Consider the following 20,690-nt stretch of genomic DNA (forward strand, 5'->3'; position numbering starts at 1 on the left):
TTCCCCGGTGGCGCTGCGCTTACCGGGGCTACGAGTTGGATAACCCGGATAAGGCGCGTGCGCCGCTATCCGGGATGGTGTGCTCAATCGCGGCGGGCGATATCGGCGAACTTCGCGTCCAGAAGCTGCGCCAGATCGCTGGCCGCCAGCTCAATATCCAGACCGCGTTTGCCGCCGGAAATATAGATGGTGGCAAATTCCTGCGCCGGAGCGTCAATCACCGTCGGCAGGCGCTTCTTCTGCCCCAGCGGACTGATACCGCCCACCAGATAGCCGGTGATACGCTGCGCCACCATCGGGTCGGCCATGTCGACTTTCTTGGCGCCCAGCGCTTTCGCCACTTTCTTCAAATCCAGCTGCCCGGCGACCGGGGTGACGGCGACCGCCAGATGCTTCATATCGCCGTTAACGGCGACCAGCAGGGTCTTGTAAACCTGGTCGGCATTGAGGCCGAGCTTGCGCACCACTTCATCTCCGAAGTTGGTCTCATTGGGATCGTGATCGTAACTGTGGATCTGAAAGGGGATTTTGTTTTTTTCGAGTAATTTAACGGCGGGAGTCATAGCTATCCTTCTTACCAACCGGTTTTGCGTGACGTCAGAATACGCCCGCAGGTTGTCTAAAAAATAGTACCATCTTGCGCAATAGTGTTGGCAGTGATGGTCACTTTGAGCGACAATCAGACGATCCGGGATGCAAATCCCGGGATAATAATAATGATGAAATTCCTCTTTGACGGGCCAATAGCAATATTGGCCATTTTTTTAGGTCAGCATATCCGGCAGATTCCCTTCGCCATACAGGTGCAGCGCGCCGACGGCAACCACGTAGCGCCCCGGCGGCAAGGCCAGCAGCGTCTCGCGCCAGGCGAGATTGCGCTGGTGCATCAGCACATCATACAAAGACTGACTAAAGGTCGTCGGCAGCGATACCGCGCCGCGCGATGGCGGTTGCTCCAGCCACCAGCCGATCATCACCTGCAGTAAACGGGCGTTGGTGCGCCAGTGGGTCAGTGTATCCTCCAGCAGCGCCATCCCCCCGTCGGGCAGATCGCGCAGCAGCGCGATTTGGCTGTCGGCGCCTTCCAGCTCCATCACCGTTATGTTGCTCTCGCGGGCGGCCATCAGCAACTGATAGTCGATGCCGTAATCCGGTCGCAGTCCCAGCTTCTGCGCCTGGGTGGCCTGCAGGACCATTGCCACCTGCCACAGCGGCTGGCTGTCGAACAGCCCGACCGACAGGCCCAGCTCGCCAGCTCGCGCCTCTAGCTCGCTCAGCTGCGCATCGCTCAGGCGTTCCGCCAGCGGTGGGTAAGTGGGGAGATTGCTAAAGGGGGTTTCATTGCCGCTGATATCGGCCTCGACGATTAAGGCGTCGGCCTGGCGTATTTTTTTCAGAAGCTTCGCCGGCGGCGGCGCCATGTCGCGGGTGCCCATATGGATACTGCCGACGAGGTGCAAATAGCGTTCGCCGGGCAGGACGATATCCATCGCAGGCCAGGAATAAGACGAGCCGACGGCGGCTCGCCACAGCATTTTTATCCGGTTTAACAGGCCCATACGCGCTCCGAAGTGTGAGGCATTCATGCTAGCGCATATGGTGATACACGTCACCCTTCCGGCGGGCTTTTCTTGTGTCAGCAAAAATACAGGCGCCGAACAACGTCGGCGCCCGTTTCATCTGACGGCGTTTACTCTTTTGGTTTAAAGCGCAGCAGGCGGTTGGCGTTACTCACCACGGTGATCGACGACAGCGCCATCGCCGCGCCGGCGACCACCGGGTTGAGCAGGGTGCCGGTCAGCGGCCAGAGGATCCCGGCGGCAATCGGGATACCCAGCGAGTTGTAGACAAACGCGCCCAGCAGGTTCTGCTTCATATTGCGTAAGGTCGCCTTCGAAATCGCCAGCGCATCGGCCACGCCGTGAAGACTATGGCGCATCAGGGTGATCGCCGCGGTTTCAATAGCGACATCGCTGCCGCCGCCCATGGCGATCCCGACATCCGCCTGGGCCAGCGCCGGAGCGTCGTTAATGCCGTCGCCAACCATCGCCACTTTGTGCCCCTGGCTCTGCAGTCGTTTAATGGCATCGGCTTTACCGTCCGGCAGCACGCCGGCGATCACTTCATCAATGGCGGCTTCTTTGGCGATGGCCTTCGCGGTGGTGGGATTATCCCCGGTAAGCATCACCAGCCGGTAGCCCTGCCGATGCAGGCGGGCCAGGGCGTCGACGCTGTCTTCGCGCAGCGGGTCACGGATGGCGAACAGCGCGGCCGCCTGACCATCCACCGCCAGCAGCACCGGCGTGGCGCCGCGCGAGGCCTGCGCCGTCATCTCGCTTTCTATATCGCCGGTGGCGATATGCTGCTCGTTGAGCAGCGCCTGGTTGCCGAGCAGCAGGCGATGACCTTCCGCTTCGCCGCTGACGCCAAGGCCGCGCAGGGTGCGGAAGCCGCTCACTTCCGGCAACGAACTGTCGGCGGCTTTATCGAGGATCGCTCGCGCCAGCGGATGACTTGAGCCCTGCTCCAGCGCGGCGGCAAGACGCAACGCGGTATGCTCATCAACGCCAGCGAAAGTTTTCACCGCCACCACCTGCGGCTTGCCTTCGGTCAGGGTGCCGGTTTTATCGAACACCAGGGTGTCGAGTTCACTGGCGCGCTGCAGAGCATCGGCATCGCGCACCAGCACACCGTACTCCGCCGCCCGGCCAACGCCGGAGATAATCGACATCGGCGTCGCCAGGCCTAACGCGCACGGACAGGCGATAATCAGTACCGTGGTGGCAATGACCAGGGTATAGACGATCTGCGGCGCCGGGCCGAAGACGTACCAGATCGCGGCGCTGATCAGCGCAATGGCGACTACCGCCGGAACAAATACGGCGGAGATTTTATCCGCCAGCTGGCCGATCTCCGGCTTGCTGCTCTGCGCCTGGCGCACCATACGGATAATTCTTGCCAGCGTGGTCTGGCTGCCGACGGCGCTGGCGGTGAACAGCACGCTGCCGTCCTGCACCACGGTGCCGGCGTGAATGGCATCGCCATCGCCTTTTTGCTGTGGCACCGGTTCGCCGGTGAGCATCGCTTCATCAAACCAGGCTTCGCCCTGGCTTATCACGCCGTCGACCGGGACGCGGTCGCCGGTGGTCAGGCGCAGCGTCATACCCGCCTGAACTTCCGCGAGCGGCAGATCCTTTTCCCCCTCAGGGGTCACCACGCGGGCTGAAGGTGGCGTCAGATCGAGCAGTTTCTCCAGCGCTTTCGAGGAGCGCTGGCGGGCGCGGGCCTCCAGCATATGGCCGAGGTTAATCAGGCCGATAATCATCGCGCTGGCTTCGTAATACAGATGCCGGGCTTCCATCGGAAACCACTGCGGCCACAGGTTGACGCTCATCGAGTACAGCCAGGCGACGCCGGTGCCGAGCGCCACGAGCGTATCCATGGTGGCGGTGCCGTTTTTCAGGCTTTTCCACGCGCTGCGGTAGAAGTGGCCGCCGGCAAAGACCATGACAGCGAGGGTGACAAGGCCGATAACCAGCCACAGCGAACGGTTGTCATCGCTGACCATCATGTTATCGCCGATCATCCCCCAGACCATCACCGGCACGCCGACCAGCAGGGCGACAATCGCCTGCCAGCGAAAACGCTTCATCGTAGCAATAGCGGTTTCCTGCTGGCGTTCGCGGCGTTCCAGATCGTCTTCGATCGCCTCCGCGCCATAGCCGGCTTTCTCCACCGCCTGCACTAATTCTGCGGCGGACGCACTGCCCATCACCAGCGCCGTGCGTTCCGCCAGGTTAACCCGCGCCTGTGAGACGCCCGGCACCGCGGCAAGCGCGTTTTGTACCCGGGAGACGCAGCTGGCGCAGCTCATGCCGTTGATCAGCAGCTGTTGACTGTCATCTTCGTCATGGGCTGCCGGAAGCTCAGGAGTGGCCGCTGTCAGTGCTTCCGACGGGATTGATGATTCTGCCAGCGGTTTAGCCTTTGGGTGGCTGAGCTCCGCGCCGTATCCGGCTTGTTTCACGGTATCAATCAGCGCTTGCGCGCTGGCGCTACCCGTCACATGGGCTTCAGTGAGGGTCACCTCGGCTTGCTCAACGTCAGGACGCTGTTCCAGACTCTCTTTCACGCGTTTGACGCAGTGGCCGCAGGAGAGGCCATCCAGCGTCAGGTCGATAGTGTTAGACATAAATAACTCCTGAATAATTTTCCGGTCAACGATTGACCAGACCCACTCTTTCATCGAGTATTAAGAAGGTTAAACCTTCCAGCAAGGGGAAGGTCAAGGAGAAAAAATGAATATCAGCGATGTGGCGAAAAAAACCGGTTTAACCAGCAAAGCGATTCGTTTTTACGAAGAGAAGGGGCTGGTGACGCCGCCGTTGCGGAGCGAAAACGGCTACCGCACCTACAGTCAGCAGCATCTCGATGAGCTGACGCTGCTGCGCCAGGCGCGGCAGGTGGGGTTTAACCTGGAAGAGTGCCGCGAGCTGGTGGCCTTGTTCAACGACCCGTCGCGGCACAGCGCCGATGTGAAAAAACGCACGCTGGAGAAAGTGGCGGATATCGAGAACCATATCCGCGAGCTGCAAAATATGCGCGCGCACCTGCTGGCGCTGGCCGAATCCTGCCCCGGCGACGACAGCGCGGAGTGCCCGATTATCGATAATCTTTCCGGCTGCTGCCATCGCAAGGCGCAGGCTTAACGGACGGCGGGTCTGATTCGTAGCGTAATCCCTTCTACGGCAATCACTTCAACCTTGCTGCCCGCCGCGAGGTCTTCATCGGCAATCACCGGCCAGGAGCTGTCGCCCACGCGTACATGGCCACGGCCGTTTACCAGCGGGGCATCCAGCGTCAGGCGGCGGCCCACCAGTTGCTGCCCGCGTTGGTTGAGCTGAGCATCGGCCGGACGCTGCGTTTTGACCCGCTTGCGCAGCCATTTCGACCACAGCCACGCCGCCAGCAGGGTGAGAACGGCAAACAGCGTCCCTTGCCATTCCCAGTTCAGCGGCAGGAGCCAGGTCAGGGCGCCGGTCAGCACGCCAGCGACGCCGCTCCACAGCAGATAGCCGCTGCCGCCAAGCATCTCGGCCGCCAGCAGCAGCCCGCCCAGGCTTAACCAGAACAGATGCGGATGGGCGAAGATCATGTCGATCATGATTTTTTCCGATCGCCAGCGCCTTCTTTGATCAGCTCGCTGATCCCGGCAATCGATCCCATCAGGCTACTGGCATCCAGCGGCATCAGCACCACTTTGCTGTTGTTAGCGGCGCCAATCTGCTGCAGCGCATCGGTGTACTTCTGCGCCACGAAGTAGTTGATCGCCTGAATATCGCCCGAGGCGATTGCCGAGGAGACCATCTGAGTGGCGCGGGCTTCCGCTTCGGCGGAACGTTCGCGAGCTTCGGCCTGCAGGAAAGCGGACTGCCGTTCCCCCTCGGCTTTGAGGATCTGCGACTGCTTTTCCCCTTCCGCTTTCAGAATTTCCGCCTGTCGCACCCCTTCGGCCTCAAGGATATAGGCGCGTTTGGTACGTTCGGCTTTCATCTGGGCGTTCATTGAGGCAATAAGCTCCGCCGGCGGGCGAACGTCGCGAATTTCGACGCGGGTGATTTTTACTCCCCACGGATTAGTGGCGTCGTCAACGATATGCAGCAGACGGGTGTTAATGCTGTCGCGTTGGGAGAGCATTTCGTCCAGCTCCATCGAGCCGAGCACGGTACGGATATTGGTCATCGTCAGGTTGACGATCGCCTGCTCAAGATTGCTGACCTCGTAGGCGGCCTTTGGCGCGTCAATCACCTGAATAAAGCAGACCGCGTCGATGGTGACGTTGGCGTTATCCCGGGAGATAACCTCCTGCGAGGGGATGTCGAGCACCTGCTCCATCATGTTCACTTTGCGGCCGATTCGGTCCATAAACGGCACGACTAAGCTTAATCCCGGCTGCAGCGTCTGGGTAAAGCGCCCAAAACGTTCTACCGTCCACTGATAGCCTTGCGGGACAATTTTCACCGCCGCGGCCACAATGACCAGCGCGACGAAAATAAGGATAGGAATAAAAATCAGCATCAAAAACCTCCTGTCTTGTTGCCTGGTGGGGCGCTACAAGGAAATAGCGCATGTTTAAACTGAGTATATCTTTCTCCTCATCCTGGAGAAAGGAAAGTGGGGTAAACTAGCGGTGTTTCAGAAAATAATCAGGAAGACTCATGAAGGAAAATAACGCGCTTTTGCGTCTCGAGGGTGTGGGGTTTAAGACCGACGACGCAGTTATTTTACACAATATCACTCTTCAGCTCAGACCCGGAGAATTTAAGCTGATTACCGGGCCTTCCGGCTGCGGGAAAAGCACCTTGCTGAAGATTATCGCCTCGCTGCTCAGCCCAACCTCCGGACGCCTGTTTTTTGACGATGTGGATATCGCGACGCTGTCGCCGGAAACCTATCGTCAGCAGGTGTCTTACTGCGCGCAGACGCCGGCGCTGTTCGGTGATTCAGTCTACGATAACCTGGTTTTTCCGTGGCAGATCCGCAACAAACAACCCGATCCGCAGGCGCTGGTGGCTGACCTGCAGCGCTTTGGCCTTGGCGAAAATATGCTGGAAAAGTCTATTAACGAACTGTCCGGCGGGGAAAAGCAGCGCGTATCGCTGATCCGCAATTTACAATTTCTACCGCGCGTGCTGCTGCTGGACGAAATTACCAGCGCGCTGGATGAAAGTAATAAACAGAATGTGAATGACATTATTCATGGCTACGCGACGGAAAAACAGGTCGCTGTTCTGTGGGTCACCCACGATCGCAACGAAATTTCGCATGCCGATGAAGTGATTACGCTGCAACCTGCCGGCGGAAACATGCAGGAGGTACAGCATGAACGGGCATAACATTACGAACGAATCGCTGGCGCTGTCGATGGTGCTGGTGCTGATCGCTATTCTGGTCAGCTATCGGGAAAAACTGGCACTGGAAAAAGATATTATCTGGAGTATTTGCCGGGCGATCGTGCAGCTGATTATCGTCGGCTATGTGCTGAAATATATCTTTAACGTCAATCATGCGGTTCTGACGCTGTTGATGGTGCTGTTTATCTGCTTTAACGCGGCGTGGAATGCGAAGAAGCGCAGTAAATATATCGATAAAGCTTTTGTCTCGTCGTTTATCGCTATTACCACTGGCGCCGGACTAACGTTGGCGGTACTGGTCTTTTCGGGGTCGATCGCCTTCGTGCCGATGCAGGTGATCCCGATTGCCGGGATGGTGGCCGGGAACGCCATGGTGGCGGTGGGGCTGTGCTACAACAATATGGGCCAGCGCTTCAGCAGCGAGCAGCAGCAGATTCAGGAGAAGCTGAGCCTCGGCGCGACGCCGAAGATGGCTGCGGCGCGGCTGATTCGCGAGAGCATTCGCGCGTCATTGATTCCCACCGTCGATTCAGCGAAAACGGTCGGGCTGGTGAGCTTGCCTGGGATGATGTCGGGGCTAATTTTTGCCGGTATTGACCCGGTGAAGGCGATTAAGTACCAGATCATGGTGACCTTTATGCTGCTGTCGACCGCCAGCCTGTCGACGATTATCGCCGGCTATCTGACCTACCGGAAGTTCTTCAATGCCCGTCATCAGCTGGTGGTAACGCAGCTGAAAAAGCACCCATGAACGATCCCGGGTTGCGGCGTTCACGCCTTACCCGGGCTACCACGGCGTAATCTGTAGCCCGGATAAGCGTAGCGCTATCCGGGTCAGCGCCTCTGATTAGTACAGCAGCGAATACAGCTGGCGGCGGTATTTGGCGGCCAGCGCATCGCCGGTACCGAGGGCGGCGAGGATCTCCTGCAGCATCTTGCGCGCCTGGCCATCGCCGGCGCCTAAATCCTTCTGCAGATGGCTGAACAGCAGCGCCAGCGCTTCTTCATTACGCCCGACCTGATGCAGCTGCAGCGCCAGCTGGGAGGCCAGCTGCGCATCGTCCGGATTCTGTTCCACCTGCTGCTGCAACTGCTGAATTTCCGGGGTGTCGGCGGCCTGTTTGAGCAGCTCAATCTGCGCCACCAGACCCTGATAGTGGGTGTCCTGATCCTGCAGCGGGATGGTTTTCAGCACGCTTTCCGCTTCATCGGAACGGTGCAGGGCAATCAGCGTTTCCGCCAGCAGCAGACCAATCTGGCTGTCCTGATTCGACAGCTGCCAGGCTTCCTTCAGCAGCGGTAATGCCTCGGCGTATTTTTCTTCCTGCATCAGGGCCAGCGCCTGCTGGGCTTTCAGCTCCTCTTCACGCGGCAGGACTTTATCCAGCAGGGCGCGAATCGCTTCCTCCGGCTGCGGGCCTTCAAAACCGTCCACCGGCTGGCCGTTCTGGAACAGATAAACTGTAGGGATGGCGCGCAGACCAAACTGTGAAGCGAGCATTTGCTCGGCGTCGCAATCGACCTTCGCCAGCGTGAACTGGCCGTTATACTGGGCGGCCAGGCGCTCGAGGACTGGGGTCAGTTGTTCGCAGTGCTGGCTGCGGGCAGACCAGAAATAAAACAGCACCGGGACGTTCATGGACTGCTGTAGCGTCTGCTGCAGGTTCGCTTCGCTAATATTGACAATATTCTGTTCGGACATGGGCATTTCTCGTTAGTCGATTTCTGTTTTACATGGGGGTGGCATGCCGCGCTTCAACTCAGCCGTGGATAATTTTGTCCATCGCGCGGGCAGGCAGCAGGCGTTTGAGCAGCGCCACCGCGTGAGTCACCAGAGTGACCGGGTAGCGCAGCTTTGGCTTATCGCTGGTAAAAGCGTGGCGCACTTTTTCCACCACCGCCTCCGGTCCGAGGGTAAAGCGGGCGGCAATGCCCGGATTTTCTACGGGTTTATCGCTTTGCGTCTGGTTGACGTTATCGGTAAAGCGGGTGCGGATCGGGCCCGGTTCAATCAGGCTGACCTGAATACCACTGTGGCGCAATTCCATGCGTAGCGCATCGGACCACGCCTCGAGGGCGTATTTACTGGCGGCATAGGCCCCGCGACCGGGACTGGCGATAAGCCCCATCACCGAGGAGGTCATCACGATGCGCCCTTCGCCGTGCGGCGTCATCGCCGGCAGCAGCAGCATGGTCAGCTGATGCGCGCCGAAAAAGTTGGCGGAAAACTGCTGTTCCATCTGCTGGCGGCTGATGGTGCTCAGCGGGCCATAGACGCCATAACCGGCGTTATTGAACAGGCCATAGAGACGATTATCGGTCAGCGCAATCACCTCCGCCGCCGCGCGCTCCACGCTCTGTGGGTCATCCAGATCGAGCAAAATACCGGTTAGCCCCAGCTCCTGCATCCGCGCGACGTCCTCCGCTTTGCGGCAGGCCGCCAGCACGCGAAAGCCCTGGCGGGTTAAATCCAGCGCGCTTTCCAGACCAATTCCGCTGGAACAGCCTGTCACTAAAACCGTTTTTTGCATAACTTTACCTGTCAGCGACCCCTGGCGTTCAGGAGTCATGATTAACTAAGGGAGCCAGCCGGTTCGCCATCCAGTCGGCGATAAACGGCTGCGCGTCGCGATTTGGGTGAATGCCGTCGTCCTGCATCCATTGCGGTTTGAGATAGACCTCCTCCATAAAAAAAGGCAGGAGAGGAATATCGAACTCTTTGGCCAGGGCCGGGTAAATCGCGCCGAAGGCTTCATTATAGCGGCGGCCATAGTTCGCCGGCAGGTGAATTTGCATCAGCAGCGGCTCGGCGTTGGCCGCTTTGATATCTTTAATAATGGTGCGCAGTGTTTGCTCGGTCTGCTGTGGCGGAAAACCGCGCAGCCCGTCATTGCCGCCGAGCTCAACCAGCACCCAGCGCGGCTGATGCTGCTTAAGCAGCGCTGGCAGGCGGGCCAGCCCCTGCTGCGAGGTATCGCCGCTGATGCTGGCGTTCACCACCGGTGTTTTCGCCTGCCACTTCTCATTGAGCAGCGCAGGCCAGGCGGCGTTGGCCGCCATTCGATAGCCAGCGCTCAGGCTGTCGCCGAGGATCAGCAGCGTGTCCGCCGCCATTGCGCGGCAGGTAAACAGGAACAAAAACAGGAAAGGCACATGCCAGCGGAAAACATACTTGAAGTTCATCATCTTAAGAAGTCCGTCGGTCAGGGAGAGCATCAGCTCTCCATCCTTACCGGAGTTGAGCTGGTTGTCAAACCGCGGCAGACCATCGCCCTGATCGGTGAGTCAGGTTCCGGTAAATCGACCCTGCTGGCGATCCTCGCTGGCCTGGACGATGGCAGCAGCGGGGAAGTCTCGATGCTGGGCAAACCGCTGCATCGGATGGATGAGGAGGCGCGGGCGGCGCTGCGGGCGCAGCACGTTGGCTTTGTTTTTCAGTCGTTTATGCTGATCCCGACGCTCAACGCCCTGGAGAACGTCGAGCTGCCGGCGCTGCTGCGCGGTGCCAGCGACAGCGAGAGTCAGGGCGATGCCCGCGCGCTGCTTGAGCAACTGGGGCTTGGCAAACGCCTGCACCACCTGCCGGCGCAGCTCTCCGGCGGTGAACAGCAGAGGGTGGCGCTGGCCCGGGCCTTTAACGGTCGCCCGGCCCTCCTGTTCGCCGATGAGCCCACCGGCAACCTCGATCGCCAGACCGGGGACAAAATTGCCGATCTGCTGTTCTCGCTTAATCGCGAACACGGTACCACCCTGATCCTCGTCACTCACGATCCGCTGCTGGCGGCGCGCTGCGACCGCCGTCTGCGCCTGGTGGATGGTCAGCTGCGGGAGGAAGCATGATCGCCCGCTGGTTCTGGCGCGAATGGCGCTCGCCGTCGCTGCTGATCGTTTGGCTGGCGTTAAGCCTCGCCGTGGCCTGCGTGCTGGCCCTGGGGTCGATAAGCGATCGGATGGAGAAAGGCCTTAGCCAGCAAAGCCGTGAGTTTATGGCCGGCGACCGTACGCTGCGCAGTTCGCGCGAGGTACCCGCCGAGTGGATCGCGCAAGCGCGGAAGTCAGGGCTGACCGTCGGCGAGCAGCTGAGCTTCGCCACCATGACGTTCGCCGGTGATACGCCGCAGCTGGCGGACGTTAAGGCGGTGGACGACCGTTATCCGCTGTATGGCACCCTCGAGACGCAGCCGCCGGGGCTGAAGCCGCAGGCGGGGAGCGTGCTGCTGGCGCCAAGGCTGATGGCGCTCCTGAACCTGAAAACCGGCGATACGATTGACGTTGGCGATGCCACGCTGCGCATTGCCGGGGAAGTGATTCAGGAGCCGGATGCAGGGTTTAACCCCTTCCAGATGGCGCCGCGACTGATGATGAATATGGCTGACGTGGCAAAAACCGGGGCCGTGCAGCCCGGCAGTCGCGTCGCATGGCGCTATAAGTTCGCCGGTAACGCGCAACAGCTGGCGGATTATGAACAATGGCTGCTGCCGAAGCTCGGCGCGGAACATCGCTGGACTGGCCTTGAACAGGACGACAGCGCGCTGGGCAAATCCCTTGAGCGCTCGCAGCAATTCCTGCTGTTATCCGCGCTGTTGACGCTGCTGCTGGCCGTTGCCGCGATCGCCGTGGCGATGAGCCACTACTGCCGCAGTCGCTACGATCTGGTCGCAATTTTGAAGACGCTGGGCGCCGGGCGGGCGCAGCTGCGCAAGCTCATCGTCGGCCAGTGGCTGCTGCTGCTGACGCTGTCGGTAATAAGCGGCGGGGTCGTGGGCCTGGCGCTGGAGCGCCTGCTGCTGTTGATGCTCAAACCGGTGCTACCCGCCGCGCTACCCGCTGCCAGCGGTTGGCCGTGGCTGTGGGCTATCGGGGCGACAGGCGTCATTTCCCTGCTGGTGGGCCTGCGGCCGTATCGACTGCTGCTGGCGACCCTGCCGCTGCGAGTGCTGCGTCAGGATGTGGTGGCTAACGTCTGGCCGCTGAAACACTATATTCCTGTGGTCTGCGCGGTGGTGGTCGGCGGGCTGGCCTGGCTGATGGGCGGCAGCCCGCTGCTGTGGTCGGTGCTGGCCGGGGCGGTGGTGCTGGCGCTGCTGTGCGGCCTGGTGGGCTGGGGATTGCTGTGGCTGCTCAAACGCCTGACGCTCAAAGCCTTGCCGCTGCGTCTGGCGGTGAACCGCCTGCTGCGCCAGCCGTGGTCGACCCTCAGCCAGCTGGCGGCGTTTTCCCTGTCGTTTATGCTGTTGGCGTTGCTGCTGGTGCTGCGCGGCGATCTGCTTGACCGCTGGCAGCAGCAGTTGCCCCCGCAGAGCCCGAACTACTTTCTGATCAATATTGCCCCTGAGCAGATAATGCCGGTGAAGACTTTCCTCGCCGAACACCAGACCCGGGCGGCGGAATTTTATCCGATCGTCCGGGCTCGTCTGACGCAGATCAACGGTCACTCCACGGACGGGAACAAAGACGAAGCGCTGAATCGCGAGCTTAATCTCACCTGGAGCGAACAGCGTCCGGATCATAATCCGCTGGTGGCCGGTAGCTGGCCGCCGAAGCCGGGCGAGGTATCGATTGAAGAGGGACTGGCGCAGCGGCTGGGGGTGAAGATCGGCGATACGGTGACCTTTACCGGCGATACTCAGGACTTCAGCGCGAAGGTCAGCAGCGTGCGCAAAGTTGACTGGGAGAGCCTGCGGCCCAACTTCTTCTTTATTTTCCCCTCCGGGGCGCTGGACGGGCAGCCGCAGAGCTGGCTCACCAGCTTCCGCTGGGATAACGGTCCCGCGATGTTGACCCAGTTGAACCGCGAGTTTCCCACCGTTAGCTTGTTGGATATCGGCGCCATCCTGCGTCAGGTCGGCCAGGTGCTCTCCCAGGTCAGCCGGGCGCTGGAGGTGATGGTGGGCCTGGTCACGGCCTGCGGCGTGCTGCTGTTGCTGGCGCAGGTCCAGGTCGGTATGCGCCAGCGGCATCAGGAGCTGGTGGTCTGGCGCACGCTGGGGGCCGGGAAATCGCTGCTGCGCGCCACGCTGTGGGCGGAGTTTGCCCTGCTGGGGCTGGTTTCCGGACTGGTGGCGGCGATAGGCGCGGAAGTGGCGCTGGCGATGCTGCAGACGAAAGTATTTGATTTCCCCTGGACGCCGGACTGGCGCTTGTGGGTGATGCTGCCGCTGACGGGAGCGGTGTTGTTATCTCTGTGCGGCGGCGGGCTGGGGCTGCGTTTGTTAAAAGGGAAAGCGTTGTTCCGCCAGTTTAGCCAGTAAGATTATTGCATTTCGATGATGCGCCGCCGTTTTTGGCGGCGCTTTTATTTTAAGCGCACAAATTGATAACTCGTTGATTTTTAAGCGCACAAAACATTAAAAAACCGACAACACGCTGTACTGATTCGCGGTTAATATTCAGCTGGTAAATATAAGGTTGCTTATTAATCAAGGAAAAACTATGGCACATAAAATAAAAGCGCTGGCGGTCTCGATCGGCGCAACACTGGTGTTCGCTTCATTTGCTTCCCACGCGGAGATCACGCTGCTGAAACAAGATCCGCAGGCGGGCGATCCGTTAAGCCGGCTTAACTTTACCGTCGGCGGGAGTATTCGTCCGCAGTTCAACATGATGAGCGGTGATGGTGATAAAGGATCCTATAAGCGTAACGGTTTCGACGGTGGCACCCGTTTCCGCTTCGCGGCGGATTACTACCTGTTCGATGATATTAGCTGGATCAGCTACTACGAACTGGGGGTGAACATTCCGGCACTGTTTGACTGGGATAACCACTACGCGGAAGGCGCAAACAATACCACCCGCCGCATGCTGTATACCGGCCTGAAAAGCGATACCTGGGGCACATTAACCTACGGGCAGCAGAACAGCATTTACTATGATGTGGTGGGGGTGAAAACCGATATCTGGGACTACGACATGATCGGTCAGGCCCCGGGAAACGGTATTAACGGCGATTACGATGGCTCCTATCGTTCACGTAATATGCTGAAATATAAGAAAACCGTGGGTGATGTCGATCTATACGGCTCTTATCTGTTCGAAGATAGTGAGTATCTGCCGGGCAACGGCCTGCGCTACAAGCGTAAAGGCGGCGCTTCTGTTGGTGCGGACTACCACATCATGAAGGACCTGACCTGGGGTACCGCGTGGAACTATACCCGCGCCGAAATGCGCGACCCGTCAAGCGCCGACAGCAAAACCTATGACCAGAACATCGTCGGTACCGCGCTGAGCTGGACCCCGGATAACTGGACCTTCTCCTTCGGCGGCGGCTGGTATCAGAACTTCCTCACCACCAAAAAAACCGATGTGCATAACTACTTCGCCGGCGACGCCTGGGGGATTGAATATTTTGCGGGCTATAAATTCCCGATCAATCAATACGCTGTTAAATCTATTCAGCCGTACTTTATGGGCGACCGCCTGCAGTACGTGAATGGCCGCAACTACCAGCGTATCGATAACGGTCTGGGGATCAGCTTCCAGCTGGATTACGGTTTCCGCGTTGACTACGAACACGTGTTTACCTCCAGCACCGACAACCTGGGGGATATGAACCTGGTGCGTCTGCGCTACGACTTCTAAGCGGTCACAACCCCCGGTCGCGCTGCGCTACCGGGGCTACAAATCGCGCCGAGCGGTAGCCCGGCTAAGGCGTTTACGCCGCAAGCCGGGACAATAGCGCATGCGATTACTTCGCCAGCCAGGCGGCGACCTCCTGCCAGCTGCCGCGAAACAGGATCTTCCCGGCTTTTTTCCCCAACTGATAGCGATACATCGGGTCGTAATATTCTTCCAGCAGCGGCACCAGCCAGGCGAAGTGCGCCTCGGTGCTGGCGGTGCGCTGCTGCTGCGCCAGCGCCTCATCGAGCCGTTCAGTCAGCTGAGCAAAACGCTGCAGCCCCAGGCGACGGCGGATGGCAAACAGACCGTGATGGAGGTACTCGCCGTATGCCTGCCAGCCTTTCTCTTCGCCATACGCGGCGATAAAGTCGCGATACATGCGATCGAAATACTCTTCGCGCAGCCGTTCGAGGCGAACATCAAACGGATCTTCCACCACCGCCAGCGGCGATTGCGTCATGCGGAGGCGCAGGCACTCCGGCAGATGGTTGGCGCCGATCATATGGCCTTCATCTTCCAGCACCCAGCGGGCCTGCTGTTCGGCTTTTTTAAGCAGGCTGACCGCCAGATGGTTTTCAAAGGTGGCCTGCGGGTGCTGATCCTGCAGGGTTCGACCGAATGAAGAACCGCGGTGATGGGCAAGCCCTTCCAGATCGATACCGTCCGGTCGCGAGCAGACCAGCTGAGTTTTGCCATTGCCGGTGCAGCCGCCAATCAGCACAATCGGGCGCTGCACCAGTTCGTCGGTGGCCTGGATCGCCGCCTGGCGTAGCGCTTTATAGCCGCCGACGATCAGGGGGTATTCCACGCCAGCGTCTTTCAGCCACTGCTGGACGATATGCGATCGCTGGCCGCCGCGGGCGCAGCACAGGTAACCGTGCGGGTAACGGGCGCACGCTTCCAGCCACGCCTGGATCCGGCTGGCGCGCAGGTCGCCATCAACCAGCTTATGGCCGAGCGCCAGCGCCGCCTCTGGTCCCTGACGCTTGTAGCAGGTGCCGACCGCGGCGCGTTCTTCATCATTCATCAGCGGCAGGTTGATCGCCGCCGGCATCGCGCTTTGGCTAAACTCCACCGGGGCGCGTACGTCAATCAGTGGCGTATCGCTGGCGAGAATGGCGCGATAATCCGTCCCATTGGTCATGGGGTATCCTCTGAAGTCAAAACAGAAATGGGCTTTACAGCAAGGGGGGGATTGTACGCGCCTCAAGGTGTGCCGGGGAAGGGGATAGATCAAATCCCCGGCACGAAGGGCTTAGCTGAGCTGCGATTGCGCCCAGAACAGGCCGCTGGTGTACTCCGGCGGCAGCAGTGGCTTGATCGCTTCCAGCGTCGCGCTCAGGCGATCGGTATCGCTGTCGGTGAGGTTCAGGTGGCCGACTTTACGACCCGGACGCACCTCTTTATCGTACCAGTGCAGGTGCACCAGCGGCAGCTTCAGCCAGTCGTAGTTGAGATCGGTGCCGATCAGGTTGATCATCACCGACGGGCTGTTGACCACCGGCGGCGGCAGCGGCAGGTCGGTAATCGCTCGCAGATGCAGTTCAAACTGGCTGATGGAGGCGCCATTTTGCGTCCAGTGGCCGCTGTTGTGCACGCGCGGCGCCAGCTCGTTGATCAGCAGCCCCTCGGCGGTGACGAAGCATTCCATCGCCATCACGCCGACGTAGTTCAGCTCGTTCATGATCGCCGTCAGCATGCTTTCCGCTTGTTCCTGCTGGCGGGCATTGGCCTGCGGGAAGGCCACGCTGGCGCGCAGAATACCGTCCTGATGCAGGTTGCGGGTCAGCGGGTAGAAGACGGTGCTACCGTCATGAGCGCGGGCGCCCACCAGCGACACTTCGCCGGAGAAGTTAATCCCCTGCTCGACGATGCACTCGCCGTAGTTATCCTCCGGGAGTTGCGCGGTTTCGTCAGCGCGCAGGCGCCACTGGCCGCGGCCGTCGTAGCCGCCGACGCGACGCTTAACGATCGCCAGCTCGCCGAGACGAGCAAACACCGTCGGCCATTCGCTTTTATCCGCCAGCAGCTGCCACGGAGCAGTGGCGAGGCCAAGCTTGTCGAATAGCTGCTTTTGCGTCAGGCGGTCGGCGATAATTGGGAAGACATCGCGGTTGACGAACGCCGGATGGCGGGCCAGCTCGCGGGTGAGGGCGGTTTCCGGCCAGCGTTCAATTTCTGCCGTGATGACACTCTGCTGGAACGGCACCGCTTCCGGGTCGGCTTCCAGGCCGACCGGCCAGACGGCGATGCCCAGCGGCTCACCGGCCTGGCGCAGCATGCGGCCTAACTGACCGTTACCGAGCACGCATACCTGTTTCATGCCGCACCCCGCGGATCCGGGTTATCCAGCACTTCATCGGTTTGTGCCTGACGCCAGGCGCTCAGGCGCTGGTGCAGTTCGGCATCATGCTGGGCAAGGATCTGCGCGGCGAGCAGGCCAGCATTCGCTGCGCCAGCTTTGCCGATAGCCAGCGTACCGACCGGAATGCCGCGCGGCATTTGCACAATGGAGTAGAGGCTGTCGACACCGCTTAAGGCCGCGCTCTGAACCGGTACGCCGAGCACCGGCACCAGGGTTTTCGCCGCAATCATGCCCGGCAGATGCGCCGCGCCGCCTGCCCCTGCAATAATCACCTGATAGCCATTGCTTTCGGCGCTTTCAGCGAAGCTGAACAGCTTATCGGGCGTGCGGTGGGCGGAGACCACTTCGACATGGTACGGAACGTTCAGGGCATCAAGGATTTCTGCGGTAAATTGCATGGTAGCCCAGTCGCTTTTGGACCCCATCACGATGGCGATACGCGCCGAATTATTGCGGGAAGACATGCGTCTTAAAACTCCTGTGGGTGTGTTTCACACTGCTTTAGAGGCCACAGAGAATAGCATGAACTGCCAGCAAGGAAAACGGTTGCGTGCGCATGGTTAGCCGTCTTTTGTCTCGTTCAGTGATGACGTCGATCGCGGCTTATTGGCCTTTATCTCATTCATGATACAGGTGATGAGCAGTACTAGCCCCCAGGGGAGCATCAGGGTGCCCATCACCAGTAAATAGATGTGTACCAGCCGGCTATCGTGGGGGCGGGTACAGAGCAAATAAATGGCATAGAAATAGATGGCCCACGCCAGCATTGCACACCAGACAAACGTCAGCGTGTTGCCGATAGCGACGCCGACTAAGGCGATATAACTTACCCCTAACGGATTGAGGATCGCGATGATCGTTCCCCACATCAGCGGCTGACTCCACTTTTTCCTGCTCATACTCGTTCCTTGAGAGTGATGTTGTGGAAGACTAGCATGCCGGGCGGGGGGAAGCGCGCACCTTTGCCCTGGCAAAAGACGGTTTCGGAATTGTGCTCGCGGGGGAACTAGAACGGGAAGTGGATCAGTTCGACGTCGTCCGGTGTCACCTTGACCATCGAACCTTCGCTGTGCCAGGCGCCAAGTACCACGCGCCATGCAGGTTGGCCGTTGGCCTGCAGTTCATGGACCGCCGGGCGATGGGTATGGCCGTGGATCAGCCACTGCACATGATGTCTTTCCATGACATCAACTACCGCCTGTGGATTCACATCCATAATGTCCATTGATTTACTGCTGTTGGCGGCTTTGCTGTCGGCGCGCATGCGGGCGGCGATGCGGCGGCGGATAAACAGCGGCAGGGCCAGGAACAGACGCTGGATCCACGGGGTGTGGACTTTGGCGCGAAACGCCAGATAGCCTGGGTCATCGGTGCACAGCGTGTCGCCATGCATAATCAACACTTCACGGCCATAGAGGTCCAGTCGCTCTTCTTCGGCGAGCAGGAGCATCCCGCTCTGGCGGGCAAAGCGCTGGCCGACGAGAAAATCGCGGTTGCCGTGGATGAAGTAGCACGGCACGCCGGCGTCGACGACGGCTTTGATTGCCGAGGCAATTTGTTGGTGCAGCGGGTTCGGATCGTCATCGCCGATCCACGCCTCAAACAGATCGCCAAGGATATACAGGGCGTCCGCCTGGCGGGCTTCGCCCTGTAAAAAACGCAGAAAACCGGCGGTGATCGCCGGTTCTTCTGTTTGCAGGTGCAAATCTGCAATAAAAAGTGTCGCCACGAATTACTCGCTGACGGTGACGCTTTTGATGATCACATCATCTTTCGGCACATCCTGGTGCATGCCGCTGCGGCCGGTGGCAACCGCTTTGATTTTGTCTACCACGTCCATGCCTTCAACCACTTCGGCGAAAACGCAGTAGCCCCAACCCTGCAGGCTTTCGCCAGAGAAGTTCAGGAAGTCGTTATCGGCCACGTTGATGAAGAACTGGGCGGTGGCGGAGTGCGGCGCCTGAGTACGGGCCATTGCCAGCGTACCACGGGTGTTTTTCAGGCCGTTGTTCGCTTCGTTCTGAATCGGAGATTTGGTCTCTTTTTGTTTCATGCCCGGTTCGAAACCGCCGCCCTGAATCATAAAGCCGTTGATAACACGGTGGAAAATGGTGTTGTCGTAGAAACCTTCGCGGCAGTAGTCCAGGAAGTTTTTAACTGTTTCCGGCGCTTTGTCGTCAAACGTTTTGATTACGATATCGCCATGATTGGTGTGGAAAGTAACCATTTTTGCATCCTGTTCCGATGAGTGTGGTGCCAGCACCCGATGTCGGGTGAGATATAGGGGGGTGTTATAGCATAACCGCGGGGGTCGATGCACCTTGCAATGTGTGCTGCGTCCGGTCTGAATTATGGGTATTATAGAGACTTCATTACCCACACACGTCTACACGGAATCTTCGATGTTAAAAATTTTTAATACACTGACGCGCCAGAAAGAGGAATTTAAACCTATCCATGCCGGGGAAGTCGGCATGTACGTGTGTGGTATTACCGTTTACGATCTCTGTCATATCGGCCATGGCCGTACCTTCGTCTCCTTTGACGTCGTGGCGCGCTATCTGCGTTTTCTTGGCTATAAGCTAAAGTACGTGCGCAATATCACCGATATCGACGACAAAATCATTAAGCGCGCTAATGAAAACGGCGAAAGCTTTGTCGCGCTGGTCGATCGCATGATTGCCGAAATGCACAAAGATTTTGACGCGCTGAATATTCTGCGTCCCGACAGCGAACCGCGCGCAACGCACCATATCGCGGAGATCATTGAGATCACCGAGCAGCTGATCGCTAAAGGCCATGCTTACGTAGCAGATAACGGCGACGTGATGTTTGACGTGCCGACGGACCCGAACTACGGTCTGCTGTCGCGTCAGGATCTCGATCAGCTGCAGGCGGGGGCGCGCGTCGACGTGGTTGACGTCAAGCGGAATCCGATGGACTTTGTCCTGTGGAAGATGTCGAAAGAGGGCGAGCCAAGCTGGCCGTCGCCGTGGGGCGCGGGTCGTCCGGGCTGGCATATCGAGTGCTCGGCGATGAACTGCAAGCAGCTCGGCAACCACTTCGATATTCACGGCGGTGGTTCGGATCTGATGTTCCCGCATCATGAAAACGAAATCGCCCAGTCCACCTGCGCCCATGACGGCGAGTACGTTAACTACTGGATGCACTCCGGCATGGTGATGGTTGACCGCGAGAAGATGTCGAAATCGCTGGGTAACTTCTTTACCGTCCGCGACGTGCTGAAGTATTACGATGCGGAGACGATTCGCTACTTCCTGATGTCCGGCCACTATCGCAGCCAGCTGAACTACAGCGAAGAGAACCTCAAGCAGGCGCGTTCGGCGCTGGAGCGTCTGTACACCGCGCTGCGCGGGACGGACAAATCCGTCGACGCGGCGGGGGGCGAAGCCTTCGAAGCACGCTTTATCGAGGCGATGGACGACGACTTCAACACCCCGGAAGCCTACTCGGTGCTGTTCGATATGGCGCGTGAAGTGAACCGTCTGAAAACCGAGGACGCGGCCGCGGCGAACGCCATGGCGGCCCACCTGCGTAAGCTTGCCTCGGTGCTGGGTCTGCTGGAGCAGGAGCCGGAGGCGTTCCTGCAGAGCGGCGCGCAGGTTGACGACGCGGAAGTGGCGGAGATCGAATCGCTCATCCAGCAGCGTCTGGACGCGCGTAAAGCGAAAGACTGGGCGGCGGCGGATGCGGCGCGTGACCGTCTCAACGAGATGGGCATTGTGCTGGAAGATGGCCCGCAGGGCACCACCTGGCGCCGGAAGTAAGCCATA

22 protein-coding genes are annotated in these 20,690 nt (G+C 59.4%); 7 read left to right on the forward strand and 15 right to left on the reverse strand.

What is annotated here, in order from left to right; translation table 11 throughout:
• Window positions 1-83 precede the first annotated feature (83 nt).
• The 3 genes from ybaK to copA all read right to left on the reverse strand — a co-directional run bounded on the left by ybaK (window position 84) and on the right by copA (window position 4,192).
• Window positions 84-563, reverse strand: coding sequence for a Cys-tRNA(Pro)/Cys-tRNA(Cys) deacylase YbaK (ybaK, locus tag NKJ21_RS20295; protein ID WP_004204728.1), 480 nt, complete (start codon window positions 561-563; stop codon window positions 84-86).
• A 201-nt stretch (window positions 564-764) separates the two neighbouring features.
• On the reverse strand, window positions 765-1,559 hold the full coding sequence (locus tag NKJ21_RS20300; RefSeq protein WP_239270560.1) for a TraB/GumN family protein: 795 nt from the start codon (window positions 1,557-1,559) through the stop codon (window positions 765-767).
• Between the two features lie 131 nt (window positions 1,560-1,690).
• The gene (gene copA / locus NKJ21_RS20305; protein WP_239270561.1) at window positions 1,691-4,192 is read right to left on the reverse strand and encodes a copper-exporting P-type ATPase CopA; all 2,502 of its coding nucleotides are present in this window, start codon (window positions 4,190-4,192) and stop codon (window positions 1,691-1,693) included.
• Window positions 4,193-4,298: 106 nt separating this feature from the next.
• Between copA and cueR the strand changes: the two genes are divergently transcribed.
• The gene (gene cueR, locus NKJ21_RS20310; RefSeq protein WP_002892208.1) at window positions 4,299-4,709 is read left to right on the forward strand and encodes a Cu(I)-responsive transcriptional regulator; all 411 of its coding nucleotides are present in this window, start codon (window positions 4,299-4,301) and stop codon (window positions 4,707-4,709) included.
• Here cueR and NKJ21_RS20315 read toward each other — a convergent pair.
• Together NKJ21_RS20315 and NKJ21_RS20320 are read right to left on the reverse strand one after the other, a co-directional pair.
• On the reverse strand, window positions 4,706-5,164 hold the full coding sequence (locus NKJ21_RS20315) for an NfeD family protein (RefSeq protein WP_239270562.1): 459 nt from the start codon (window positions 5,162-5,164) through the stop codon (window positions 4,706-4,708). The genes cueR and NKJ21_RS20315 overlap by 4 nt on opposite strands.
• Window positions 5,161-6,078 (reverse strand): SPFH domain-containing protein, encoded by a 918-nt coding sequence (locus NKJ21_RS20320; protein WP_002892258.1) that lies wholly within the window; start codon window positions 6,076-6,078, stop codon window positions 5,161-5,163. Before NKJ21_RS20320 ends, NKJ21_RS20315 begins: the two co-directional genes overlap by 4 nt.
• A 140-nt stretch (window positions 6,079-6,218) precedes the next feature.
• Here NKJ21_RS20320 and fetA point away from each other — a divergent pair, with 140 nt between their 5' ends.
• Both fetA and fetB read left to right on the forward strand, forming a co-directional pair.
• The gene (fetA, locus tag NKJ21_RS20325) at window positions 6,219-6,896 is read left to right on the forward strand and encodes an iron efflux ABC transporter ATP-binding subunit FetA (RefSeq protein WP_022065246.1); all 678 of its coding nucleotides are present in this window, start codon (window positions 6,219-6,221) and stop codon (window positions 6,894-6,896) included.
• On the forward strand, window positions 6,883-7,665 hold the full coding sequence (fetB, locus tag NKJ21_RS20330) for an iron efflux ABC transporter permease subunit FetB (protein ID WP_008805460.1): 783 nt from the start codon (window positions 6,883-6,885) through the stop codon (window positions 7,663-7,665). The genes fetA and fetB overlap by 14 nt, the downstream gene beginning before the upstream one ends.
• A 96-nt stretch (window positions 7,666-7,761) precedes the next feature.
• Here fetB and NKJ21_RS20335 read toward each other — a convergent pair whose 3' ends face one another.
• From NKJ21_RS20335 to tesA, 3 genes are read right to left on the reverse strand one after another with little or no spacing between them, the layout of a single operon-like run.
• Complete coding sequence (locus NKJ21_RS20335; RefSeq protein ID WP_008805461.1) at window positions 7,762-8,616, reverse strand: co-chaperone YbbN; 855 nt, start codon at window positions 8,614-8,616, stop codon at window positions 7,762-7,764.
• Between the two features lie 58 nt (window positions 8,617-8,674).
• Window positions 8,675-9,484: an SDR family oxidoreductase gene (locus NKJ21_RS20340; protein ID WP_239270563.1), complete on the reverse strand. Its 810-nt coding sequence runs from the start codon at window positions 9,482-9,484 to the stop codon at window positions 8,675-8,677.
• Window positions 9,474-10,097 carry a multifunctional acyl-CoA thioesterase I/protease I/lysophospholipase L1 gene (tesA, locus tag NKJ21_RS20345; RefSeq protein WP_012542655.1) on the reverse strand — a complete coding sequence of 208 codons (624 nt, stop codon included), beginning with the start codon at window positions 10,095-10,097 and terminating at the stop codon, window positions 9,474-9,476. The genes NKJ21_RS20340 and tesA overlap by 11 nt, the downstream gene beginning before the upstream one ends.
• Here tesA and ybbA point away from each other — a divergent pair.
• Window positions 10,068-10,754 (forward strand): putative ABC transporter ATP-binding protein YbbA, encoded by a 687-nt coding sequence (gene ybbA, locus NKJ21_RS20350; protein WP_008805463.1) that lies wholly within the window; start codon window positions 10,068-10,070, stop codon window positions 10,752-10,754. The genes tesA and ybbA overlap by 30 nt on opposite strands.
• Window positions 10,751-13,165: a putative ABC transporter permease subunit YbbP gene (gene ybbP / locus NKJ21_RS20355; RefSeq protein WP_038422197.1), complete on the forward strand. Its 2,415-nt coding sequence runs from the start codon at window positions 10,751-10,753 to the stop codon at window positions 13,163-13,165. The genes ybbA and ybbP overlap by 4 nt, the downstream gene beginning before the upstream one ends.
• On the opposite strand, the gene NKJ21_RS20360 is transcribed toward ybbP, so the two are convergent.
• Entirely contained in the window at window positions 13,127-13,255 is a 129-nt protein-coding gene (locus NKJ21_RS20360) for a hypothetical protein (protein ID WP_046882284.1), read from the reverse strand. The genes ybbP and NKJ21_RS20360 overlap by 39 nt on opposite strands.
• Window positions 13,256-13,346: 91 nt before the next feature.
• Here NKJ21_RS20360 and NKJ21_RS20365 point away from each other — a divergent pair, with 91 nt between their 5' ends.
• Entirely contained in the window at window positions 13,347-14,492 is a 1,146-nt protein-coding gene (locus tag NKJ21_RS20365; RefSeq protein ID WP_046882283.1) for a porin, read from the forward strand.
• 106 nt (window positions 14,493-14,598) lie between these two features.
• On the opposite strand, the gene mnmH is transcribed toward NKJ21_RS20365, so the two are convergent.
• The 6 genes from mnmH to ppiB all read right to left on the reverse strand — a co-directional run bounded on the left by mnmH (window position 14,599) and on the right by ppiB (window position 19,123).
• The gene (mnmH, locus tag NKJ21_RS20370; protein WP_239270564.1) at window positions 14,599-15,675 is read right to left on the reverse strand and encodes a tRNA 2-selenouridine(34) synthase MnmH; all 1,077 of its coding nucleotides are present in this window, start codon (window positions 15,673-15,675) and stop codon (window positions 14,599-14,601) included.
• A gap of 111 nt (window positions 15,676-15,786) precedes the next feature.
• Window positions 15,787-16,854, reverse strand: coding sequence for a 5-(carboxyamino)imidazole ribonucleotide synthase (gene purK, locus NKJ21_RS20375; protein ID WP_032729471.1), 1,068 nt, complete (start codon window positions 16,852-16,854; stop codon window positions 15,787-15,789).
• Window positions 16,851-17,360 (reverse strand): 5-(carboxyamino)imidazole ribonucleotide mutase, encoded by a 510-nt coding sequence (gene purE, locus NKJ21_RS20380; protein ID WP_004204711.1) that lies wholly within the window; start codon window positions 17,358-17,360, stop codon window positions 16,851-16,853. The genes purK and purE overlap by 4 nt, the downstream gene beginning before the upstream one ends.
• Window positions 17,361-17,456: 96 nt before the next feature.
• On the reverse strand, window positions 17,457-17,795 hold the full coding sequence (locus tag NKJ21_RS20385; protein WP_063266830.1) for a hypothetical protein: 339 nt from the start codon (window positions 17,793-17,795) through the stop codon (window positions 17,457-17,459).
• A gap of 107 nt (window positions 17,796-17,902) precedes the next feature.
• On the reverse strand, window positions 17,903-18,625 hold the full coding sequence (gene lpxH / locus NKJ21_RS20390) for a UDP-2,3-diacylglucosamine diphosphatase (protein ID WP_032729472.1): 723 nt from the start codon (window positions 18,623-18,625) through the stop codon (window positions 17,903-17,905).
• Window positions 18,626-18,628: 3 nt separating this feature from the next.
• Entirely contained in the window at window positions 18,629-19,123 is a 495-nt protein-coding gene (gene ppiB, locus NKJ21_RS20395; RefSeq protein ID WP_008805471.1) for a peptidylprolyl isomerase B, read from the reverse strand.
• 175 nt (window positions 19,124-19,298) lie between these two features.
• Between ppiB and cysS the strand changes: the two genes are divergently transcribed.
• Window positions 19,299-20,684, forward strand: coding sequence for a cysteine--tRNA ligase (gene cysS / locus NKJ21_RS20400; RefSeq protein WP_023297148.1), 1,386 nt, complete (start codon window positions 19,299-19,301; stop codon window positions 20,682-20,684).
• Window positions 20,685-20,690: the final 6 nt, after the last annotated feature.

Source organism: Klebsiella sp. SWET4 (genome assembly GCF_024296565.1).
Lineage (GTDB): Bacteria > Pseudomonadota > Gammaproteobacteria > Enterobacterales > Enterobacteriaceae > Klebsiella > Klebsiella variicola.